The 17,266-nt window shown below is 60.0% G+C and carries 21 protein-coding genes; 20 read left to right on the top strand and 1 reads right to left on the bottom strand.

Annotation, left to right across the window (positions count from 1 at the left end; all coding sequences use genetic code 11):
* Positions 1-990 carry a signal peptide peptidase SppA gene (gene sppA / locus V9L13_RS12830; RefSeq protein WP_338802691.1) on the top strand — a complete coding sequence of 330 codons (990 nt, stop codon included), beginning with the start codon at positions 1-3 and terminating at the stop codon, positions 988-990.
* Positions 991-1,038: 48 nt separating this feature from the next.
* Here sppA and V9L13_RS12825 read toward each other — a convergent pair whose 3' ends face one another.
* The gene (locus V9L13_RS12825) at positions 1,039-1,617 is read right to left on the bottom strand and encodes a nucleoside triphosphate pyrophosphatase (RefSeq protein ID WP_338802690.1); all 579 of its coding nucleotides are present in this window, start codon (positions 1,615-1,617) and stop codon (positions 1,039-1,041) included.
* Between the two features lie 105 nt (positions 1,618-1,722).
* On the opposite strand from V9L13_RS12825, the gene V9L13_RS12820 reads away from it, so the two are divergent.
* The 19 genes from V9L13_RS12820 to V9L13_RS12730 all read left to right on the top strand — a co-directional run bounded on the left by V9L13_RS12820 (position 1,723) and on the right by V9L13_RS12730 (position 17,239).
* The gene (locus tag V9L13_RS12820; protein ID WP_003227058.1) at positions 1,723-2,250 is read left to right on the top strand and encodes a YceD family protein; all 528 of its coding nucleotides are present in this window, start codon (positions 1,723-1,725) and stop codon (positions 2,248-2,250) included.
* A 13-nt stretch (positions 2,251-2,263) separates the two neighbouring features.
* The gene (rpmF, locus tag V9L13_RS12815) at positions 2,264-2,446 is read left to right on the top strand and encodes a 50S ribosomal protein L32 (RefSeq protein WP_003179396.1); all 183 of its coding nucleotides are present in this window, start codon (positions 2,264-2,266) and stop codon (positions 2,444-2,446) included.
* A gap of 4 nt (positions 2,447-2,450) precedes the next feature.
* The gene (plsX, locus tag V9L13_RS12810; RefSeq protein ID WP_080593259.1) at positions 2,451-3,461 is read left to right on the top strand and encodes a phosphate acyltransferase PlsX; all 1,011 of its coding nucleotides are present in this window, start codon (positions 2,451-2,453) and stop codon (positions 3,459-3,461) included.
* A 123-nt stretch (positions 3,462-3,584) separates the two neighbouring features.
* Positions 3,585-4,523 carry an ACP S-malonyltransferase gene (gene fabD / locus V9L13_RS12805; protein ID WP_003227054.1) on the top strand — a complete coding sequence of 313 codons (939 nt, stop codon included), beginning with the start codon at positions 3,585-3,587 and terminating at the stop codon, positions 4,521-4,523.
* A 16-nt stretch (positions 4,524-4,539) separates the two neighbouring features.
* Positions 4,540-5,280 carry a 3-oxoacyl-ACP reductase FabG gene (fabG, locus tag V9L13_RS12800; protein WP_003227053.1) on the top strand — a complete coding sequence of 247 codons (741 nt, stop codon included), beginning with the start codon at positions 4,540-4,542 and terminating at the stop codon, positions 5,278-5,280.
* A gap of 196 nt (positions 5,281-5,476) precedes the next feature.
* Positions 5,477-5,713 (top strand): acyl carrier protein, encoded by a 237-nt coding sequence (gene acpP / locus V9L13_RS12795; protein ID WP_003227051.1) that lies wholly within the window; start codon positions 5,477-5,479, stop codon positions 5,711-5,713.
* A gap of 108 nt (positions 5,714-5,821) precedes the next feature.
* On the top strand, positions 5,822-7,066 hold the full coding sequence (fabF, locus tag V9L13_RS12790; RefSeq protein WP_003227039.1) for a beta-ketoacyl-ACP synthase II: 1,245 nt from the start codon (positions 5,822-5,824) through the stop codon (positions 7,064-7,066).
* Complete coding sequence (pabC, locus tag V9L13_RS12785; protein ID WP_338802689.1) at positions 7,066-7,881, top strand: aminodeoxychorismate lyase; 816 nt, start codon at positions 7,066-7,068, stop codon at positions 7,879-7,881. The genes fabF and pabC overlap by 1 nt, the downstream gene beginning before the upstream one ends.
* A 3-nt stretch (positions 7,882-7,884) precedes the next feature.
* The gene (mltG, locus tag V9L13_RS12780; protein ID WP_226499657.1) at positions 7,885-9,057 is read left to right on the top strand and encodes an endolytic transglycosylase MltG; all 1,173 of its coding nucleotides are present in this window, start codon (positions 7,885-7,887) and stop codon (positions 9,055-9,057) included.
* A gap of 19 nt (positions 9,058-9,076) precedes the next feature.
* Positions 9,077-9,709 (top strand): dTMP kinase, encoded by a 633-nt coding sequence (gene tmk, locus V9L13_RS12775; protein ID WP_338802688.1) that lies wholly within the window; start codon positions 9,077-9,079, stop codon positions 9,707-9,709.
* Complete coding sequence (locus V9L13_RS12770; RefSeq protein ID WP_003227032.1) at positions 9,702-10,685, top strand: DNA polymerase III subunit delta'; 984 nt, start codon at positions 9,702-9,704, stop codon at positions 10,683-10,685. The genes tmk and V9L13_RS12770 overlap by 8 nt, the downstream gene beginning before the upstream one ends.
* A gap of 42 nt (positions 10,686-10,727) precedes the next feature.
* On the top strand, positions 10,728-11,084 hold the full coding sequence (locus V9L13_RS12765; RefSeq protein WP_003227030.1) for a PilZ domain-containing protein: 357 nt from the start codon (positions 10,728-10,730) through the stop codon (positions 11,082-11,084).
* A gap of 15 nt (positions 11,085-11,099) precedes the next feature.
* Positions 11,100-11,885, top strand: a complete 786-nt coding sequence (locus tag V9L13_RS12760; protein WP_262141590.1) for a TatD family hydrolase — start codon at positions 11,100-11,102, stop codon at positions 11,883-11,885.
* A gap of 341 nt (positions 11,886-12,226) precedes the next feature.
* A complete protein-coding gene (locus tag V9L13_RS12755; RefSeq protein WP_045122584.1) occupies positions 12,227-12,865 on the top strand; it encodes a TetR/AcrR family transcriptional regulator in 639 nt (212 codons plus the stop codon).
* 137 nt (positions 12,866-13,002) lie between these two features.
* Positions 13,003-13,971: a radical SAM protein gene (locus V9L13_RS12750; protein WP_103484729.1), complete on the top strand. Its 969-nt coding sequence runs from the start codon at positions 13,003-13,005 to the stop codon at positions 13,969-13,971.
* A gap of 170 nt (positions 13,972-14,141) precedes the next feature.
* Positions 14,142-14,747, top strand: a complete 606-nt coding sequence (locus tag V9L13_RS12745; protein WP_103520737.1) for a DUF4823 domain-containing protein — start codon at positions 14,142-14,144, stop codon at positions 14,745-14,747.
* Between the two features lie 15 nt (positions 14,748-14,762).
* The gene (locus V9L13_RS12740; RefSeq protein ID WP_003227023.1) at positions 14,763-15,323 is read left to right on the top strand and encodes a DUF1285 domain-containing protein; all 561 of its coding nucleotides are present in this window, start codon (positions 14,763-14,765) and stop codon (positions 15,321-15,323) included.
* Between the two features lie 191 nt (positions 15,324-15,514).
* Positions 15,515-16,231, top strand: a complete 717-nt coding sequence (locus V9L13_RS12735; RefSeq protein WP_338802687.1) for a FadR/GntR family transcriptional regulator — start codon at positions 15,515-15,517, stop codon at positions 16,229-16,231.
* Between the two features lie 132 nt (positions 16,232-16,363).
* The gene (locus V9L13_RS12730) at positions 16,364-17,239 is read left to right on the top strand and encodes an SMP-30/gluconolactonase/LRE family protein (protein WP_338802686.1); all 876 of its coding nucleotides are present in this window, start codon (positions 16,364-16,366) and stop codon (positions 17,237-17,239) included.
* Positions 17,240-17,266: the final 27 nt, after the last annotated feature.

Raw genomic sequence — 17,266 nt, 5'->3', positions numbered from 1 at the left:
ATGACCGACGAATGGAAAGCACCGGCCAAGGCAAGTGCCGACGACGGTGACGCGAAAAGCTGGAAGCTGTTGGAAAAGGCCTTGCTCGCCGGTGTGCAGGAGCAGCGTCGCTCGCGGCGCTGGGGGATTTTCTTCAAGCTGCTGACTTTTGTTTATCTGTTTATCGCTCTGGTTGCGTTCACGCCGCTGATGGACATGGAAAAGAGCGCCACTCGCGGCCCGAACTACACCGCACTAATCGACGTCACTGGTGTGATCGCTGACAAAGAGCCTGCCAGCGCCGACAACATTGTCGGCAGTCTGCGTGCAGCCTTTGAGGACAAGAAGGTCAAGGGTGTAATCCTGCGGATCAACAGTCCCGGCGGCAGCCCGGTGCAGTCGGGTTACGTGTACGACGAAATCAAGCGTCTGCGCGGTCTGCATCCGGACATCAAGGTTTATGCGGTGATTTCCGATCTCGGAGCGTCCGGTGCCTATTACATCGCCAGTGCGGCAGATCAGATCTATGCCGACAAGGCGAGTCTGGTCGGTTCGATTGGTGTGACGGCGGCCGGTTACGGTTTCGTCGGTACCATGGACAAGCTCGGCGTTGAACGTCGCACTTACACGTCTGGCGAGCACAAGTCGTTCCTCGACCCGTTCCAGCCGCAGAAGCCGGATGAAACGGCGTTCTGGCAGACAGTGCTGGATACCACGCACAACCAGTTCATCAATAGCGTCAAGCAGGGGCGTGGCGATCGTCTGAAGGACAAGGAGCATCCGGAATTGTTTTCCGGTCTTGTCTGGTCAGGTGAGCAGGCTCTGCCGCTGGGTTTGATCGATGGTCTGGGCAATACCAGTTCGGTGGCGCGGGATGTGATTGGCGAGAAGGAGTTGGTGGATTTCACCGTGCAGGAATCGCCGTTCGATCGCTTCTCGAAGAAGCTCGGTGCCAGCGTGGCTGAGCAGTTGGCGATGTGGATGGGTTTCCGCGGGCCTTCGTTGCGCTGACAGTTCGTCTGATAAATAAACCGGCCTTGATGGCCGGTTTTTTGTGCGTCACGGAATTTGCACGCCCTCGGCCAGTAGCATGTCAATCAGGCGGATGAGCGGCAGGCCGATCAGGCTGGTGGCGTCAGGCCCTTCGGTGGACTGAAACAGGCTCACACCCAGGCCTTCGGCCTTGAAGCTGCCGGCGCAGTCGTAGGGCTGCTCGAGGCGCAGGTAGCGTTCGATGCGCGCTTCGTCGAGCTGGCGCATGTGTACGGTAAATGGCACACAGTCGACCTGGCATAGGCCGGTCTGGCTGTTGAGCAGGGCCAGGCCGGTGAGGAATGTCACACTGGCGCCGCTGGCCGCCAGCAGTTGCTCGCGAGCCTTGTCGAAGGAGTGAGGCTTGCCGATGATCCGCTCGCCGAGCACGGCAACCTGGTCCGAGCCGATAATCAGGTGGGCAGGGTGGCTGGCAGCCAGTGCCCGGGCTTTCTGTTCGGCGAGGCGCTTGACCAGATCGATGGCGGATTCGCCGTTCTGGTGGCTTTCGTCGATATCTGGCGAGCTGCAGACGAACGGCAGGTGCAGGCGGGCGAGCAATTCCCGGCGATAAGTCGAGCTTGAGGCGAGTAATAAAGGCAGCATTGGCGTCTCCTGAGGCAGGTGCGAATTCTAGCGGAGGCACGCAAGTGACGGACAGGGCACAATTTCCTTTGACATGGGTGGGTGCATCCCTATAATGCTGCGCCTATGTTGAATGACCCGATTCCACCTCACGTTGACCCGCGCAAATTGGCTGACCGTGGCACCACCCTTCAAGGTGAACTGCTGCTGGCCGATTTGAAGAGACTCTGCGACCCGCTTTCCGACGATGTCGGTAAGGTGCAGGCCAAATTCGTTTTTGAACGAGATGAACGTAAATCTGTGGTGATCCACAGTTTTATCGACACCGAAGTCAAAATGGTCTGCCAGCGTTGTCTTGAGCTGGTCACCCTGCCGATCCACAGCGAATGCAGTTACGCTGTAGTGAAGGAGGGTGCGAATACCCAGTCGTTACCGAAAGGTTATGACGTGCTGGAACTGGGCGAAGATCCATTGGATCTGCAGTCACTGATCGAGGAGGAGCTTCTGCTCGCCTTGCCCATTGTGCCTGCTCATCATCCGGAAGAATGCCAGCAGCCGGCGGGAGCAGATGAACCCGAACCGAGCGAGGACGAGGTAACGCGGTCCAACCCGTTCAGTGTATTGGCGCAGTTAAAGCGTGACCCAAACGTTTAGGAGTTAATCAATTATGGCTGTTCAGCAGAACAAAAAATCCCGCTCCGCCCGTGACATGCGCCGTTCGCACGACGCTCTCGAGGCTAGCACCCTGTCTGTAGAAAAAACCACTGGTGAAGTTCACCTGCGTCACCACGTATCGCCAGAAGGCGTATACCGTGGCCGTAAAGTGATCGACAAGGGCGCTGACGAGTAATCACTTGTCCGCTCAAGTCATCGCGATTGACGCAATGGGCGGGGACTTCGGTCCCCGCAGCATTGTTCAGGCTAGCCTTGCTTGCCTTTCTGCTACGCCCTCGCTGCACCTGACCCTCGTCGGTCAATCCTCCCTTCTTGAAGAACTGATCCACGGCCAATCGGCTGCCGATCGCGCGCGCCTGACGATTGTTCCGGCGTCTGAAGTCATCACCATGGACGAAAAGCCGACTCAGGCCTTGCGTGGCAAGCCGGATTCGTCGATGCGTGTCGCCCTGGAGCTGGTGCGTGACGGCAAGGCTCAGGCCTGTGTCAGCGCCGGTAATACCGGTGCGTTGATGGCGCTGTCGCGTTTCGTGCTCAAGACCTTGCCGGGGATTGATCGGCCGGCGATGGTGGCGGCGATTCCGACGCAAAAGGGCTATTGCCAGTTGCTCGATCTGGGCGCCAACGTCGATTGCAGCGCCGAGCATCTGTTGCAGTTCGCGGTGATGGGCTCGGTGGCGGCGCAGACGCTGGGCATCGCCCGGCCGCGTGTCGCGTTACTGAATATCGGCACCGAAGACATCAAGGGCAATCAGCAGGTCAAGCTGGCCGCGACTTTGCTGCAGGCTGCGCGCGGCATCAACTACATCGGTTTTGTCGAGGGCGATGGTCTTTATCGCGGCGAGGCGGATGTGGTGGTCTGTGACGGGTTTGTCGGCAATATCCTGCTCAAGTCCAGCGAGGGCCTGGCGACGATGATCGCTGCGCGCATCGAGGCCTTGTTCAAGAAAAACTTCGCTTCCCGCGTGGTAGGTGCTTTGGCCCTGCCATTGATGAAGCGCTTGCAGGCGGATCTGGCGCCGGCGCGACATAACGGCGCAAGCTTTCTCGGCTTGCAGGGCATTGTGGTGAAAAGTCATGGTTCGGCCGGGGTTCAGGGGTTTCAGAGTGCGATTCAGCGTGCACTGATCGAGATTCAGGAGAATCTGCCCGAACGTCTCCATGGCCGTCTGGAGGATTTGTTGTCTTAGGCGATTTCGTCGGACAATGCTTAAATGTGACCGCCCGGTTCAAAGGGCCATCCAACTGTCAGTTTCTTGCGTCCCTCGGTGGGGCGTCATTTTCCGACGACAAGATCATTAGGGGCTTGTTACATGTCTGCTTCCCTCGCATTCGTCTTTCCAGGACAGGGTTCGCAGTCCCTCGGCATGCTGGCCGAGCTGGGCGCGGAACATCCGCTGATCCTCGAAACCTTCAAAGAAGCATCCGATGCTCTGGGCTATGACCTGTGGGCGCTGACCCAGCAGGGTCCGGAAGAGCTGCTCAATCAAACCGACAAAACCCAACCGGCCATTCTGACTGCTTCGATCGCCCTGTGGCGCCTGTGGCTGGCTCAAGGCGGTGCGCGTCCGGCATTTGTTGCCGGTCACAGCCTGGGTGAATACAGCGCGCTGGTTGCCGCCGGCAGCCTGAGCCTGGCTGATGCGGTGAAGCTCGTTGAGCGTCGCGGTCAGTTGATGCAGGAAGCCGTTCCAGCCGGGCAGGGCGGCATGGCTGCCATCCTCGGTCTGGAAGATGCCGACGTGCTGGCAGCCTGTGCCGAAGCGGCGCAAGGCGAAGTAGTCAGCGCGGTCAACTTCAACTCGCCGGGCCAGGTAGTGATTGCCGGTGCCAAGGCGGCCGTTGAGCGCGCCATCGAGGGCTGCAAGGCCCGTGGCGCCAAGCGCGCCATGCCGTTGCCGGTGAGCGTGCCTTCGCACTGCGAGCTGATGCGTCCGGCGGCCGAGCGCTTTGCCGAATCCATTGCCGCCATCGACTGGCAGGCTCCGCAGATCCCGGTGGTCCAGAACGTCAGCGCGCAAGTGCCGGCCGATCTGGAAACCCTCAAGCGTGATCTGCTCGAACAACTGTACAAGCCAGTACGCTGGGTTGAATCGGTCCAGACCCTGGCTGCCAAAGGCGCCACCAGTCTGGTCGAGTGCGGCCCGGGCAAGGTGCTCGCCGGTCTGAACAAACGTTGCGCCGAAGGCGTTTCGACTTCCAACCTCAATACCCCAGACGCTTTCGCTGCCGCCCGTGCAGCGCTGGCCTGAATCAGGAGAAACTTGCATGAGTCTGCAAGGTAAAGTTGCACTGGTCACCGGTGCAAGCCGCGGTATCGGCCAGGCTATCGCACTGGAACTGGGTCGTCAGGGCGCCGTCGTCATCGGCACTGCGACTTCCGCCAAAGGCGCCGAGGCGATTGCTGCCACCCTGAAAGAACACGGCATCCAGGGCACTGGCCTGGAACTCAACGTCACCAGCGATGAATCCGTCAGCAAGGTTCTGGCGAGCATTCAGGAACAGTTCGGTGCGCCGGCGATTCTGGTCAATAATGCCGGCATCACCCGCGATAACCTGATGATGCGCATGAAAGACGATGAGTGGTACGACGTGATCGATACCAATCTGAACAGTCTGTATCGCTTGTCCAAGGGCGTTTTGCGCGGTATGACCAAGGCGCGCTGGGGCCGAATTATCAGTATTGGCTCGGTGGTGGGTGCCATGGGCAACGCAGGCCAAGTAAACTATGCAGCCGCCAAGGCCGGTCTGGAAGGTTTCAGCCGTGCGATGGCGCGTGAAGTCGGTTCGCGTTCGATTACGGTCAACTCGGTAACCCCAGGGTTCATCGACACCGATATGACTCGCGAACTGCCGGAAGCACAGCGTGAAGCCTTGCAGACGCAGATTCCGCTGGGTCGTCTGGGGCAAGCTCAAGAGATCGCCTCGGTGGTCGCTTTTCTTGCATCCGACGGTGCGGCATACGTCACTGGGGCTACAATCCCGGTGAACGGTGGGATGTACATGTAAGTAAAATGTGACGGATTGCTTCAAAAAAATGTCATACGAGCTGTCTAAAATCCGTTATAAAGCTGCAATCTATTTATAGGCAGAGGGCCGCAGGGTTTGAGGAGTGAAGCTTTCAGTTGAAAAGCTGAAAAGCCTTTCTATACACTTACCCACTGGCCAGCTGCCTGAATTTGTCCATTAGGAGTGAAAACAAGGTATGAGCACCATCGAAGAGCGCGTCAAGAAAATCGTTGCCGAGCAACTGGGTGTTAAACAGGAAGAAGTGGTCAACACTGCTTCCTTCGTTGAAGACCTGGGTGCCGACTCCCTTGACACCGTTGAGCTGGTGATGGCTCTGGAAGAGGAATTCGAGACCGAAATCCCTGATGAAGAAGCTGAGAAGATCACTACTGTACAAGCTGCAATCGACTACGTTACTAGCCACCAGGCGTAATAGTTTGTAATCGTTGTCTGCTGTCATGGAAAAACCGCACTGCCATCATGGCGTGCGGTTTTTTCTTTAGGCCTGATGCAAAGTCGTCATTTGAAAAAGGAGAGTGCTGTGTCGCGTAGACGCGTCGTAGTCACCGGTATGGGTATGTTGTCGCCACTGGGCACGGATGTGCCGAGCAGTTGGCAGGGCATTCTGGCTGGCCGCAGTGGCATTGGTCTGATCGAACACACCGACCTTTCTGCCTATTCCACCCGTTTTGGCGGCTCGGTAAAGGGCTTCAATGTCGAGGAATACCTGTCGGTCAAGGAAGCACGCAAGCTCGACCTGTTCATTCAGTACGGTCTGGCCGCGGGTTTTCAGGCTGTTCGCAACGCCGGTCTGGAAGTCACCGACGCCAACCGTGAGCGCATTGGCGTAGCCATGGGTTCGGGCATCGGCGGTCTGACCAACATCGAAGAAACCAGCCGTACCCTGCATGAGACGGGCCCGCGTCGAATCTCGCCATTCTTCGTGCCAGGCTCGATCATCAATATGATTTCCGGTTTTCTGTCCATCCACCTGGGTGCACAGGGGCCGAACTACGCCATTTCCACTGCCTGTACCACCGGTACGCACTGCATTGGCATGGCCGCGCGCAACATCATGTACGACGAGGCCGACGTGATGATCGCTGGCGGTGCCGAGATGGCCGCATGCGGTCTGGGCATGGGCGGCTTCGGCGCGTCCCGTGCGCTCTCGACCCGCAACGACGAGCCGACCCGCGCCAGTCGTCCCTGGGACAAGGGCCGTGATGGCTTCGTGCTGTCTGACGGTGCCGGTGCTCTGGTGCTCGAAGAACTCGAGCACGCCAAGGCCCGCGGTGCCACGATCTACGCCGAGCTGATCGGCTTCGGTACCAGCGGCGATGCGTTCCACATGACCTCGCCACCTGCGGACGGTGCCGGTGCGGCTCGCTGCATCACCAATGCCCTGCGCGATGCGAAGATCAACATCGACCAGGTGCAGTACATCAACGCCCACGGTACCTCGACCCCGGCCGGCGACCTTGCCGAAGCCAACGCGATCAAGACCGTGTTCGGTGATCACGCCTACAACCTGGCGGTCAGCTCCACCAAGTCCATGACCGGTCACCTGTTGGGTGCGGCGGGCGCGGTCGAGGCGATCTTCAGCGTGCTGGCGATCAACAGCCAGGTGGCACCGCCGACCATCAACCTCGACGAGCCGGATGAAGGCTGCGATCTCGATTTCGTGCCGCACACTGCGCGCAACATGGACATCGACGTCGTACTCTCCAACTCCTTCGGGTTTGGCGGCACCAACGGCACGTTGGCGTTCCGCCGGTTCGCAGGCTGATGGACAGCTGGGTCGACGGTCAGCCGGCTGACGCTCTGTCGCTGAAAGATCGCGGCCTGGCTTACGGCGATGGTCTGTTCGAGACCATCGCTGTGCACGGCGGCCAGCCAGTATTGCTGGATCGTCACCTGACGCGTTTGGCCGAGGGTTGCTCGCGTCTGGCCATCGCGGTGGATATCGAGCTGGTTCGCACCGAGCTGCTGGCCTATGCCGTGGCGATGGGCGAGGGCGTCCTCAAGCTGATCCTCACCCGAGGTGACGGCTTGCGCGGCTATGCGCCCGATCCAGCGGCGCAGGGCCGACGCATTCTGCAAGGCAACCCGCCCGCTGCTTATCCTGCTGTGCATGGCGAGCAAGGCGTACGCCTGTTTCCCTGCGTCACGCGGTTGTCTAACCAGCCCTTGCTGGCAGGTCTCAAACATCTGAATCGTCTGGAGCAAGTGCTCGCCCGAGCCGAATGGCGCGACAGCGAACACGCCGAAGGCTTGATGCTCGATCAGGCCGGGCGCGTCATCGAAGGCGTGTACAGCAACCTGTTTCTGGTGCGCGATGGCGTACTGATCACCCCGGATCTGAAGCGCTGTGGCGTGGCCGGCGTAATGCGTGCCGAAATTTTGTTTCAGGCCGAGTCCCTGGGAATTCACACGCAAATCACCGACATCAGCCTCGAACAGCTGCAATGGGCTGATGAAGTCTTTGTCTGCAACAGTGTGTATGGCGTCTGGCCGGTACGCGCCTACGCTGCACTGAGCTGGCCGGTTGGCAAACTCACCCGTAAACTGCAAACCATTTCCCGCGCCCTACTGGATGCCTGATTCGTGAGACGTAAACTCTTGCTGCTGCTGGAAACCGGACTGGTTCTCGCAGGGCTTTTGCTGGGCGCCAGCGCCTGGAAAATTCATTCCGCGCTGGAACAGCCGCTGAACATCACGCAGGAAGAACTGCTGGATGTGCCAAAAGGCTCGACGCCGACCCGTACCTTTCTTGAACTCGAAACCGATGGCGTCATCAAGGACGCCTTCTGGTTACGCATCTATTGGCGCTTCAACCTGACCGGTACACCGATCCATAGCGGCGAATACCGCATGCAGCCGGGCATGACCGTCAACGGTCTGATCGACTTGTGGAAGCGTGGTGAAGTGGTGCAATACAGCCTGACGCTGGTCGAGGGCTGGAACTTCCATCAGGTACGCGCCGCGCTGGCAAAAGATGAAAAGATCGAGCAGACCCTCAAGGGCTTGAGCGACAGCGAAGTGATGGAGAAAATCGGCCATCGCGGTCTGTTCCCCGAGGGTCGTTTCTTCCCGGACACCTACCGCTTCGTGCGCGGTGTCTCCGACGTCGAACTGCTGAAGAAGGCCTTTGATCGACTCGACGAGGTATTGGCCAAGGAGTGGGAAAATCGCTCGGCCGACGCTCCGTACAGCGAGCCCTACCAGGCGCTGATCATGGCCTCGCTGGTCGAGAAGGAGACCGGTGTGCCGCAGGAGCGTGGGCAGATTGCCGGCGTGTTCGTGCGCCGCATGGCGCTGGGAATGCAGTTGCAGACCGATCCGACCGTGATCTATGGTCTGGGCGACCGCTACACCGGCAAGCTGACGCGCGCGCATCTCAAAGAGCCGACGCCATACAACACCTATGTGATTCCGGGGCTGCCGCCGACGCCGATCGCGATGGTCGGACGCGAAGCGATTCATGCTGCGCTGAACCCGGTGCAAGGCAACAGCCTGTACTTTGTCGCCCGTGGCGATGGCAGCCATGTGTTCTCCGATGACCTGGACGCGCACAACAGCGCGGTGCGCGAATTCCAGCTCAAGCGCCGCGCCGATTACCGCTCCAGCCCGGCACCGGCGGGGACACCGGCTGCCGCGCCAGCCACCGAAGCGACTCCTGCGGCTTCGCCCGATACTGCACCGCAGGCGCTGCCGGAGGTTCCTCCCCAGGAACCCACACCGACACCGGATGCCGCCGTTCCGCAAAACGCGCAATGACTTTGATTAAGGACTGCCTGTGACTGGCTTGTTTATTACCCTGGAAGGCCCGGAAGGCGCCGGCAAGAGCACCAACCGCGAATACCTCGCCGAGCGCCTGCGCGCCGAAGGTATCGAAGTGCTGCTGACCCGCGAACCCGGCGGTACGCCACTCGCCGAGCGGATCCGCGATGTGCTGCTGGCCCCGGCCGACGAGGTCATGAACCCCGACACCGAGCTGTTGCTGGTGTTCGCCGCGCGCGCCCAGCATCTGGCCGAAGTGATCCGCCCGGCGCTGGCTCGCGGCGCGGTGGTGCTGTGCGATCGTTTCACTGATTCGACATACGCCTATCAGGGTGGCGGTCGCGGTTTGTCGCTGGAACGCATCGCCGCGCTGGAGACTTTCGTCCAGGGCGACCTGCGTCCGGATCTGACGCTGATTTTTGATCTGCCGGTGGAAATCGGCCTGGCCCGCGCCAGTGCCCGTGGCCGTCTGGATCGCTTTGAACTGGAAGGCCGGGCGTTTTTCGAAGCGGTACGCAATGCGTTCCTGCAGCGCGCCGAGGCGGATCCGGCGCGCTATGTGCGCATCGATGCCGGTCAGCCATTGGTCAAGGTTCAGCAATCGCTGGATACTCTGATTCCGAACTTGCTGGAGCTGATTCGTGGCTGAGGCCTATCCATGGCAGGACAGCCTCTGGCAGCAACTGGCCGGACGTAGCCAGCACGCCCACGCGTACCTGCTGCACGGCCCGGCGGGGATCGGCAAGCGCGCGCTAGCCGAGCGCCTGATGGCCAGCCTGCTCTGTCAGCGTCCGACGCCCGAGGCGTGCGGCGAATGCAAGTCCTGCCTGTTGCTCAAGGCTGGCAGCCATCCGGACAATTACATCCTCGAGCCGGAGGAGGCCGACAAGGCGATCAAGGTCGATCAGGTGCGCGATCTGGTCAGTTTCGTGGTGCAGACTGCGCAACTGGGCGGGCGCAAAGTGGTGCTGATCGAACCGGTGGAGTCGATGAACATCAACGCCGCCAACGCACTGCTCAAGAGCCTTGAGGAGCCGTCCGGCGATACTGTGCTGTTGCTGGTCAGCCACCAGCCGAGCCGTTTGCTGCCGACGATCAAGAGCCGCTGCGTGCAGCAGGCGTGTCCGCTGCCCGGTGAGGCCATGAGCCTGCAATGGCTGGCGCAGGCGTTGCCGGAGTGCTCTGAAGAGGAGCGCGTCGAATTGCTGACGCTGGCGGCCGGGTCGCCGTTGATGGCGGTCAGCCTGCAGTCCCAGGGCGTGCGCGAACAGCGGGCGCAGGTGGTCGAAGGGGTGAAGAAGCTGCTCAAGCAACAGCAGTCGCCGACGCAACTGGCCGAAGAGTGGAAAAACATTCCGATGTTGCGCCTGTTTGACTGGTTCTGCGACTGGTCGAGCCTGATCCTGCGCTATCAACTGACCCAGGATGAAGCCGGCCTCGGTCTGACCGACATGCGCAAGGTCGTGCAGTACCTGGCGCAGAAGAGCGCACAGGGCAAAGTCCTCGATATTCAGGACTGGATTCTCGCCCAACGGCAGAAAGTCCTGAGCAAGGCCAACCTCAACCCGGCACTGCTGCTGGAAGCGTTGTTGGTGCAATGGGCGGGATTGCCTGGTCAAAGATAAGAATGTGTACCTAGACTCTGAACATCAGCAGTGGAGGTCAACATGAATGAAGCCATCAGCCCGGGGCCGCGCAACGGCATCCTGTCCCTGACCATCAAGGACAAATCGGTGCTTTACGCCGCTTACATGCCGTTTATCAGGAACGGTGGCCTGTTCATCCCGACCAACAAGAGCTACAAGTTGGGCGATGAGGTGTTCATGCTGCTGAATCTGATGGACGAGGCGGAGAAGATTCCGGTGGCCGGCAAGGTCGCCTGGATTACCCCCAAAGGCGCCCAGGGCAACCGCGCCGCCGGCGTCGGCGTGCAATTCAACGAGGGCGACAACACCGCCCGCAGTCGCATCGAAACCCATCTGGCCGGAGCACTGAAGTCCGACCGTCCCACTCATACGATGTAAGTTGCAGTCTCTTTTATGCTCGTAGATTCCCATTGTCACCTTGATCGCCTCGACCTCGCCGCCCATGACGGTTCGCTGGATGCTGCACTCGATGCTGCGCGCCAGCGCGGGGTAGGGCACTTTCTGTGCATCGGCGTGAGTGCCGACAACGCTGCCGACGTCAAAGCCCTCGCCGATCGTTATGACGACGTCGATTGCTCGGTCGGTGTGCATCCATTGGATGTGCAACCGGGCGCCGCGCCGGCGCTCGACTGGCTGTTGCACGAACTCAATCACCCGAAAGTGGTGGCGATCGGCGAAACCGGTCTGGATTATCACTACGAACCGGAAGCCGCCGAGCTGCAGCAGGAATCCTTCCGCCTGCACCTGCAAGCCGCGCAGCAGACCGGTAAGCCGGTGATCATCCACACCCGAGGCGCACGCGCCGATACCCTCGAGCTGCTGCGTGAAGCGGCGTTGCCCCAGGCCGGTGTGCTGCATTGTTTCACCGAAGACTGGGACATGGCCAAGGCTGCGCTGGACATGGGTTATTACATTTCCCTGTCGGGCATCGTCACTTTCCGCAATGCCGACGCCCTGCGTGATGTGGCCAGCAAGGTGCCGGCCGATCGCTTGCTGGTGGAGACCGATTCGCCGTATCTGGCGCCGATCCCTTATCGCGGCAAGCCGAACCTGCCGCAGTATGTGCGCGAAGTGGCAGAGTTTCTGGCGATGCTGCGCGGAGAAAACTATGAGCGATTTGCCGAGCAGACCACCGAGAACTTCAAGCGGCTGTTCCCGTTGGCTCATGTAAAAGCCTGAATCGCAGGCAAAAAAAACCCGGGTTCTGGGGGGTGAATCCGGGTTAAGACCATTAGGAGTAAAACAAAGGCACGCGGTCCCTTGGTACCTTTATCGGCACGGCACTTGGGGGAGATGCCGTCCGACAGTTCAAGTATTGATCAGTCTGGCGTGCAGTCCAGTTGGCCGGTCGGGGTTTTTAAACAAATTTGGAATACGTGCGCTTCAGATGAGTTCTCATTGCGCCACAAACGTTCCCGAAATGAACAACAAACACAGATATGGTCGGATGATCCGTGCATTTTTGCGCAAGTTAGGCATAATACGCGGCTTCGAATTTTGACCCCTACAGACCTTTTCTTATGCACAAAGAACCTCGTAAGGTCCGTGAGTTTCGTCGCCGCGAGCAAGAAATTCTCGATACCGCGCTCAAGCTGTTCCTCGATCAAGGTGAAGACAGTGTCACCGTCGAGATGATTGCTGATGCCGTGGGTATCGGCAAAGGCACGATCTACAAGCACTTCAAGTCCAAGGCCGAGATCTACCTGCGCCTGATGCTCGATTACGAGCGCGATTTGAACGAGCTGCTGCATTCGGCCGATGTCGACAAGGACAAGGAAGCGCTGTCCCGTGCCTACTTCGAATTCCGCATGCGTGACCCGCAACGCTATCGCCTGTTCGACCGCCTCGAAGAGAAGGTCGTAAAAGGCAATCAGGTGCCGGAAATGGTCGAGGAGCTGCACAAGATCCGTGCCTCGAACTTCGAACGCCTGACCCTGCTGATCAAGGGCCGGATCAGCGAAGGCAAGCTCGAAGACGTGCCGCCGTACTTCCACTACTGCGCATCCTGGGCGCTGGTGCACGGCGCGGTGGCGCTGTATCACTCGCCGTTCTGGAGCAATGTGCTGGAAGATCAGGAAGGTTTCTTCCAGTTCCTGATGGACATCGGCGTGCGCATGGGCAACAAGCGCAAGCGCGATCCGGAAATCCCAAGCAGCTGAGCCATTCAGCTGCCTTATTGCGCCATGATTTCGCTACATGGCGCAGTAGCGCAGGAATATACTCAGGCATAGGGCTTGCTAAAACTTGATTTGTGAGTCAAGTTTTAGCCGCTCGATTTTCTATCGCCGGAGTGATCATGATCGTTGACCGTCAAGGCAGGCGTTTTCGCAATTTGCGTATCAGCCTGACCTCAGCCTGCAATTACGCCTGTACCTACTGCGTGCCCAACGGCAAGCGGTTGGTGGCTGCGCAGGATGAACTGTCGGCCGAGGCCATGGCCCGTGGCGTGGCTTATCTGATCGAAGCCGCCGGCATCGAACGCTTGCGCATCACCGGTGGCGAGCCGCTGGTCAGCCCCAAACTCGAATCTTTCATGAGCGCCGTCGGCAAGATGGGCCTGGAAGACATCAGCCTGACCACCAACGGTCAACTCCTCGCGAAAAAACTGCCGCTGCTGGTGGATGCCGGTCTGCGCCGGATTAACGTGTCCCTCGATACCCTGGATGCTGGCGCGTTCCGCAGCATCGCCCGTGGCGGCGATCTGGCGACCGTGCTCGATGGCATGGACCAGGCGAAAGCCGCCGGACTGAAGATCAAGGTCAACATGGTGCCGTTGCGCGGGCAGAACCTGGATCAGGTGATGCCGCTGCTCGATTACTGCCTGGAGCGCGGCTATGAGTTGCGTTTCATCGAGTTGATGCGCATGGGTCACCTCGCCACCGACTCCAACGCATTCCTGCAACAGTTCGTCAGCCTGCAGCAACTGCTGAGCCTGATTGGCGAGCGCTACGAATACGCCCAGGCCGATGCGCCGGTGGATGCTACGGCCGTGCGCTATGCGATCCCGGGGCTCGGCCATTTCGGTGTGATTGCCAACGAAAGCGTGCCGTTCTGCCGAACCTGTTCGCGTCTGCGTCTGTCCTCGACCGGTTGGCTGCATGGCTGCCTGTCATCGAGCAACCGCCACTATGTCGGCGATCTGCTCGACAAGCCGCGCCATCAGGCACTGCCGGCATTGCAGCGTCTGCTGGTCAAGGCGTTGGGCGACAAGCAGGAAGTGGCGTTCTCCGGTGGTGCGACCGTCATGAAGATTATCGGCGGCTGAACAACCGCTTTCGCGAGCAAGCTCGCTCCCACATTTCGAGTGCATTCTCCTGTGGGAGCGAGCTTGCTCGCGAATACGATCTTACAATCAACGAATTTCCTGAGCTGGCGCAAAAGCTGCATTCAACGGCCATTCGCCGGTTTTCCGTCACCGGCTTCTGGAGGATGAGGATGCGTAGCCTGGTTTTGCTGCTGGCCGTTTTGGCGCTTGGCGGCTGTATGACTGTCAGCGATATGGCCGAAGGCACTCGCTATCAGATGAGCGACGCGGGGCTGCTGGATCACAGCGACAGCCGGCGGGTGAACAATTTCCGCATTCAGCCGGACTCATTCATCTACATCGCCCAGGGTGCATTCGCGCCGCCGGGTGGTTCCTACCCGCGGCCGAACGTAGTGGCCGAAGAGGCCTTCAAGGGTTTTGTCGAATACTTCCCGATGGTTCGCCGTGCCCGTGCACCGGAAGGCCTCGATCAGGCGTTGGGCGAAGCTCGCGATGCGGGCGCGCACTACCTGCTGTACACGCGTTTCGCCAAGGCTGATGACCGGATCGGCAACTCCGATGAGTGGCTCGATCAGGAAGCCGTGGATCGCTTGGGCATCGACGGCGGGGTGATTCAGATCATGTTGATCGAGACCAGCACCCAGTATTTGATTGATACTGCACGGATCAAGAGTCGTGGCGGTTTACTGACGTTCCACGACAACAAACCGGAAGACCTGATCGGCCCGCCGCTGGCGCAATACGCGCGCAGCCTGCTGGGGATCAGCGACCAATAAACCAAGGAGTACGCCATGAGTGGCCCGCAAAAAGCCAATGACCTGTTGGGACAGATCCCCAAAACCAAAGGCTTGCCGCCGGTGCACTTGTGGAACCCGGACTTCTGCGGCGACATCGACATGCGCATCGCCCGCGACGGCACCTGGTATTACCTGGGTACGCCGATCGGGCGCAAGCCGATGGTCAAGCTGTTCTCCACCATCATCCGCCGCGACGGCGATGATTACTTCCTGATTACCCCGGTCGAAAAGGTCGGGATCAAGGTCGACGATGCGCCGTTCGTGGCGATAGCTGTGGAAGTCGAAGGCGAGGGTGAGGCGCAGGTACTGCGCTTCACCACCAACGTCGAGGAGACCGCCGAGGCCGGGCCGGAACATCCGATCCGCGTCGAGATCGATCCGGCGACTCAAGAGCCCGCGCCTTATGTGCATGTGCGCAGCAACCTCGAAGCGCTGATTCACCGCAATGTGTTTTACCAATTGGTGGAGCTGGCGGTCAGTCGTGAGATCGACGGGCAACGCTGGTTGGGCGTGTGGAGCGGCGGCGAGTTCTTCCGCATCGGCCTCGAGCCCTGACAATGAATCGAATGTGGGAGGGGGCTTGCTCCCGAAGGCGGTGTGACAGTCACCTATGCAGTGACTGATGTATTGCCTTCGGGAGCAAGCCCCCTCCCACATTGATCTATGTACATCCGCAAAATCTGATTTGACTCCCAATCATATGATCATTAGCGTGGACACCCATCGCCACCCGCTTTGAGGTCTCCATGTCCAGCAGCTTTCATGCATCAACGGTCGATTGGCTGGGCAGCTGGATTGCCGCCGGCCAGGTCAAGCCGGGGCAGGCGATCAAGGTCGAGGCAGATCTGGGCGAGCAGCTCGGTGTCAGCCGCACGGTGATCCGCGAAGCGATCAAGACCCTCGTCGCCAAAGGCATGCTCGAAGTCGGGCCGAAAGTCGGTACCCGCGTGTTGCCGGTGCGGCGCTGGAATCTGTTCGATCCGCAAGTCGTCGGCTGGCTGTCGCGCAACGGTCTGCCGGAAAACTTCGTCGATGACCTGCTCGATCTGCGCCGCACCATCGAACCGATGGCCGTGCGCTGGGCCTGCGAGCGCGCCACGCTTGAGCAGATTCAGGCCGTGCAACTGGCCTACAACGCGCTGGAGCGGGCTGTCGACAGCGGCATCGATTACAACCGCGCCGACCAGTCCTTCCACGAATGCATTCTGGCCGCCAGCCACAACCAGTTCATCGAGCAAATGGTCCCGGCCCTGGGCGCCTTGCTCGCCGTGTCGTTTGAAGTCTCCGCTGCCGACCCCGATGAACTGCGTCGCACATTGCCGATTCACAAGGACATGGCTGACGCCATCGCCGCCCGTGACTCCGCGCGCGGCGTGTGGGCCTGCATGACCCTGATTGACAATGCCGACCTGGCAATCAAACGCTTTTACCCGCAGGTGATGGCCGACAAAAAAGCCAGCTGAGAACACAGATCCCCCTGTAGGAGTGAGCCTGCTCGCGATAGCGGTGGGTCAGTCACAATCGTCGTCACTGACCCACCGCTATCGCGAGCAGGCTCACTCCTACAGTTAAAACAACAACATGAAGGATTCAATATGCCGTTGACCGCCGCAACCCAACACCGCGCCAAGCTCGGCGAAGGGCCATTCTGGGACGCCCCGACCCAGGCACTGTACTGGGTCGATATCGCCGGCAAGCAGGCGCTGCGGCTGATCGGCAACAATGTGCAGATCTGGCAGATGCCCGAGCACGTTTCCGCGTTCATCCCCTGTGCCAGCGGCGATGCGCTGGTGACCCTGAGCAGCGGGGTCTATCGCCTGGATCTTGATTCCCCCGGTCTCGAACCACGCCTGACGCTGTTCTGCATCGCCGACCCGCAACCGGGCAATCGGCCCAACGAGGCACGCTGCGATGGTCAGGGGCGACTGTGGCTCGGCACCATGCAGAACAACATCGGCGACAACGGCGAAGACCTGCCGATTGAGCGTCGTTCCGGTGGCTTGTTTCGCATTGATCCCGACCAGCGTGTCACGCCATTGCTGCTCGGTCTCGGCATTCCCAACACGCTGTTGTGGAGCGACGACGGCACCAGACTGCTGTTCGGCGACAGCCTCGACGGGGCGCTCAATCGCTATTTCATTCACACCGACGGCAATCTCGGCAGCCCCGAGGCCTGGTACGGCGCAGACGGGCAGGGCGGCCCGGACGGTTCGGCGATGGACGCCGAAGGTTATGTGTGGAACGCCCGCTGGGATGGCAGTTGCCTGCTGCGCCTGAGCCCGGAGGGCAAGGTCGAGCGCACAATCGATCTGCCCGTCAGCCGACCGACCAGTTGTGTATTCGGCGGTGAAGACCTGAAAACCCTGTACATCAGCAGCGCCCAGAGTCCGCACAACCATCCACTGGATGGCGCGGTGCTGTCGATGCGGGTCGACGTGCCGGGCAAACTCTGCACGCGGTTTGCGGGTTAAATCCCATAATATGGGATGCAAAATTAT

It is taken from the genome of Pseudomonas sp. RSB 5.4 (assembly GCF_037126175.1).
Lineage (GTDB): Bacteria > Pseudomonadota > Gammaproteobacteria > Pseudomonadales > Pseudomonadaceae > Aquipseudomonas > Aquipseudomonas fluorescens_H.
This window is presented reverse-complemented; position numbering and strand designations above follow the sequence as displayed.

What these genes read in the sequence shown, in the direction of transcription:
- sppA (WP_338802691.1), top strand. Translation starts at nt 1, where the DNA reads ATGACCGACGAATGGAAAGCACCGGCCAAGGCAAGTGCCGACGACGGT.
- V9L13_RS12825 (WP_338802690.1), bottom strand. Translation starts at nt 1,617, where the DNA reads ATGCTGCCTTTATTACTCGCCTCAAGCTCGACTTATCGCCGGGAATTG.
- V9L13_RS12820 (WP_003227058.1), top strand. Translation starts at nt 1,723, where the DNA reads ATGTTGAATGACCCGATTCCACCTCACGTTGACCCGCGCAAATTGGCT.
- rpmF (WP_003179396.1), top strand. Translation starts at nt 2,264, where the DNA reads ATGGCTGTTCAGCAGAACAAAAAATCCCGCTCCGCCCGTGACATGCGC.
- fabD (WP_003227054.1), top strand. Translation starts at nt 3,585, where the DNA reads ATGTCTGCTTCCCTCGCATTCGTCTTTCCAGGACAGGGTTCGCAGTCC.
- fabG (WP_003227053.1), top strand. Translation starts at nt 4,540, where the DNA reads ATGAGTCTGCAAGGTAAAGTTGCACTGGTCACCGGTGCAAGCCGCGGT.
- acpP (WP_003227051.1), top strand. Translation starts at nt 5,477, where the DNA reads ATGAGCACCATCGAAGAGCGCGTCAAGAAAATCGTTGCCGAGCAACTG.
- pabC (WP_338802689.1), top strand. Translation starts at nt 7,066, where the DNA reads ATGGACAGCTGGGTCGACGGTCAGCCGGCTGACGCTCTGTCGCTGAAA.
- V9L13_RS12765 (WP_003227030.1), top strand. Translation starts at nt 10,728, where the DNA reads ATGAATGAAGCCATCAGCCCGGGGCCGCGCAACGGCATCCTGTCCCTG.
- V9L13_RS12760 (WP_262141590.1), top strand. Translation starts at nt 11,100, where the DNA reads ATGCTCGTAGATTCCCATTGTCACCTTGATCGCCTCGACCTCGCCGCC.
- V9L13_RS12755 (WP_045122584.1), top strand. Translation starts at nt 12,227, where the DNA reads ATGCACAAAGAACCTCGTAAGGTCCGTGAGTTTCGTCGCCGCGAGCAA.
- V9L13_RS12750 (WP_103484729.1), top strand. Translation starts at nt 13,003, where the DNA reads ATGATCGTTGACCGTCAAGGCAGGCGTTTTCGCAATTTGCGTATCAGC.
- V9L13_RS12745 (WP_103520737.1), top strand. Translation starts at nt 14,142, where the DNA reads ATGCGTAGCCTGGTTTTGCTGCTGGCCGTTTTGGCGCTTGGCGGCTGT.
- V9L13_RS12740 (WP_003227023.1), top strand. Translation starts at nt 14,763, where the DNA reads ATGAGTGGCCCGCAAAAAGCCAATGACCTGTTGGGACAGATCCCCAAA.
- V9L13_RS12735 (WP_338802687.1), top strand. Translation starts at nt 15,515, where the DNA reads ATGTCCAGCAGCTTTCATGCATCAACGGTCGATTGGCTGGGCAGCTGG.
- V9L13_RS12730 (WP_338802686.1), top strand. Translation starts at nt 16,364, where the DNA reads ATGCCGTTGACCGCCGCAACCCAACACCGCGCCAAGCTCGGCGAAGGG.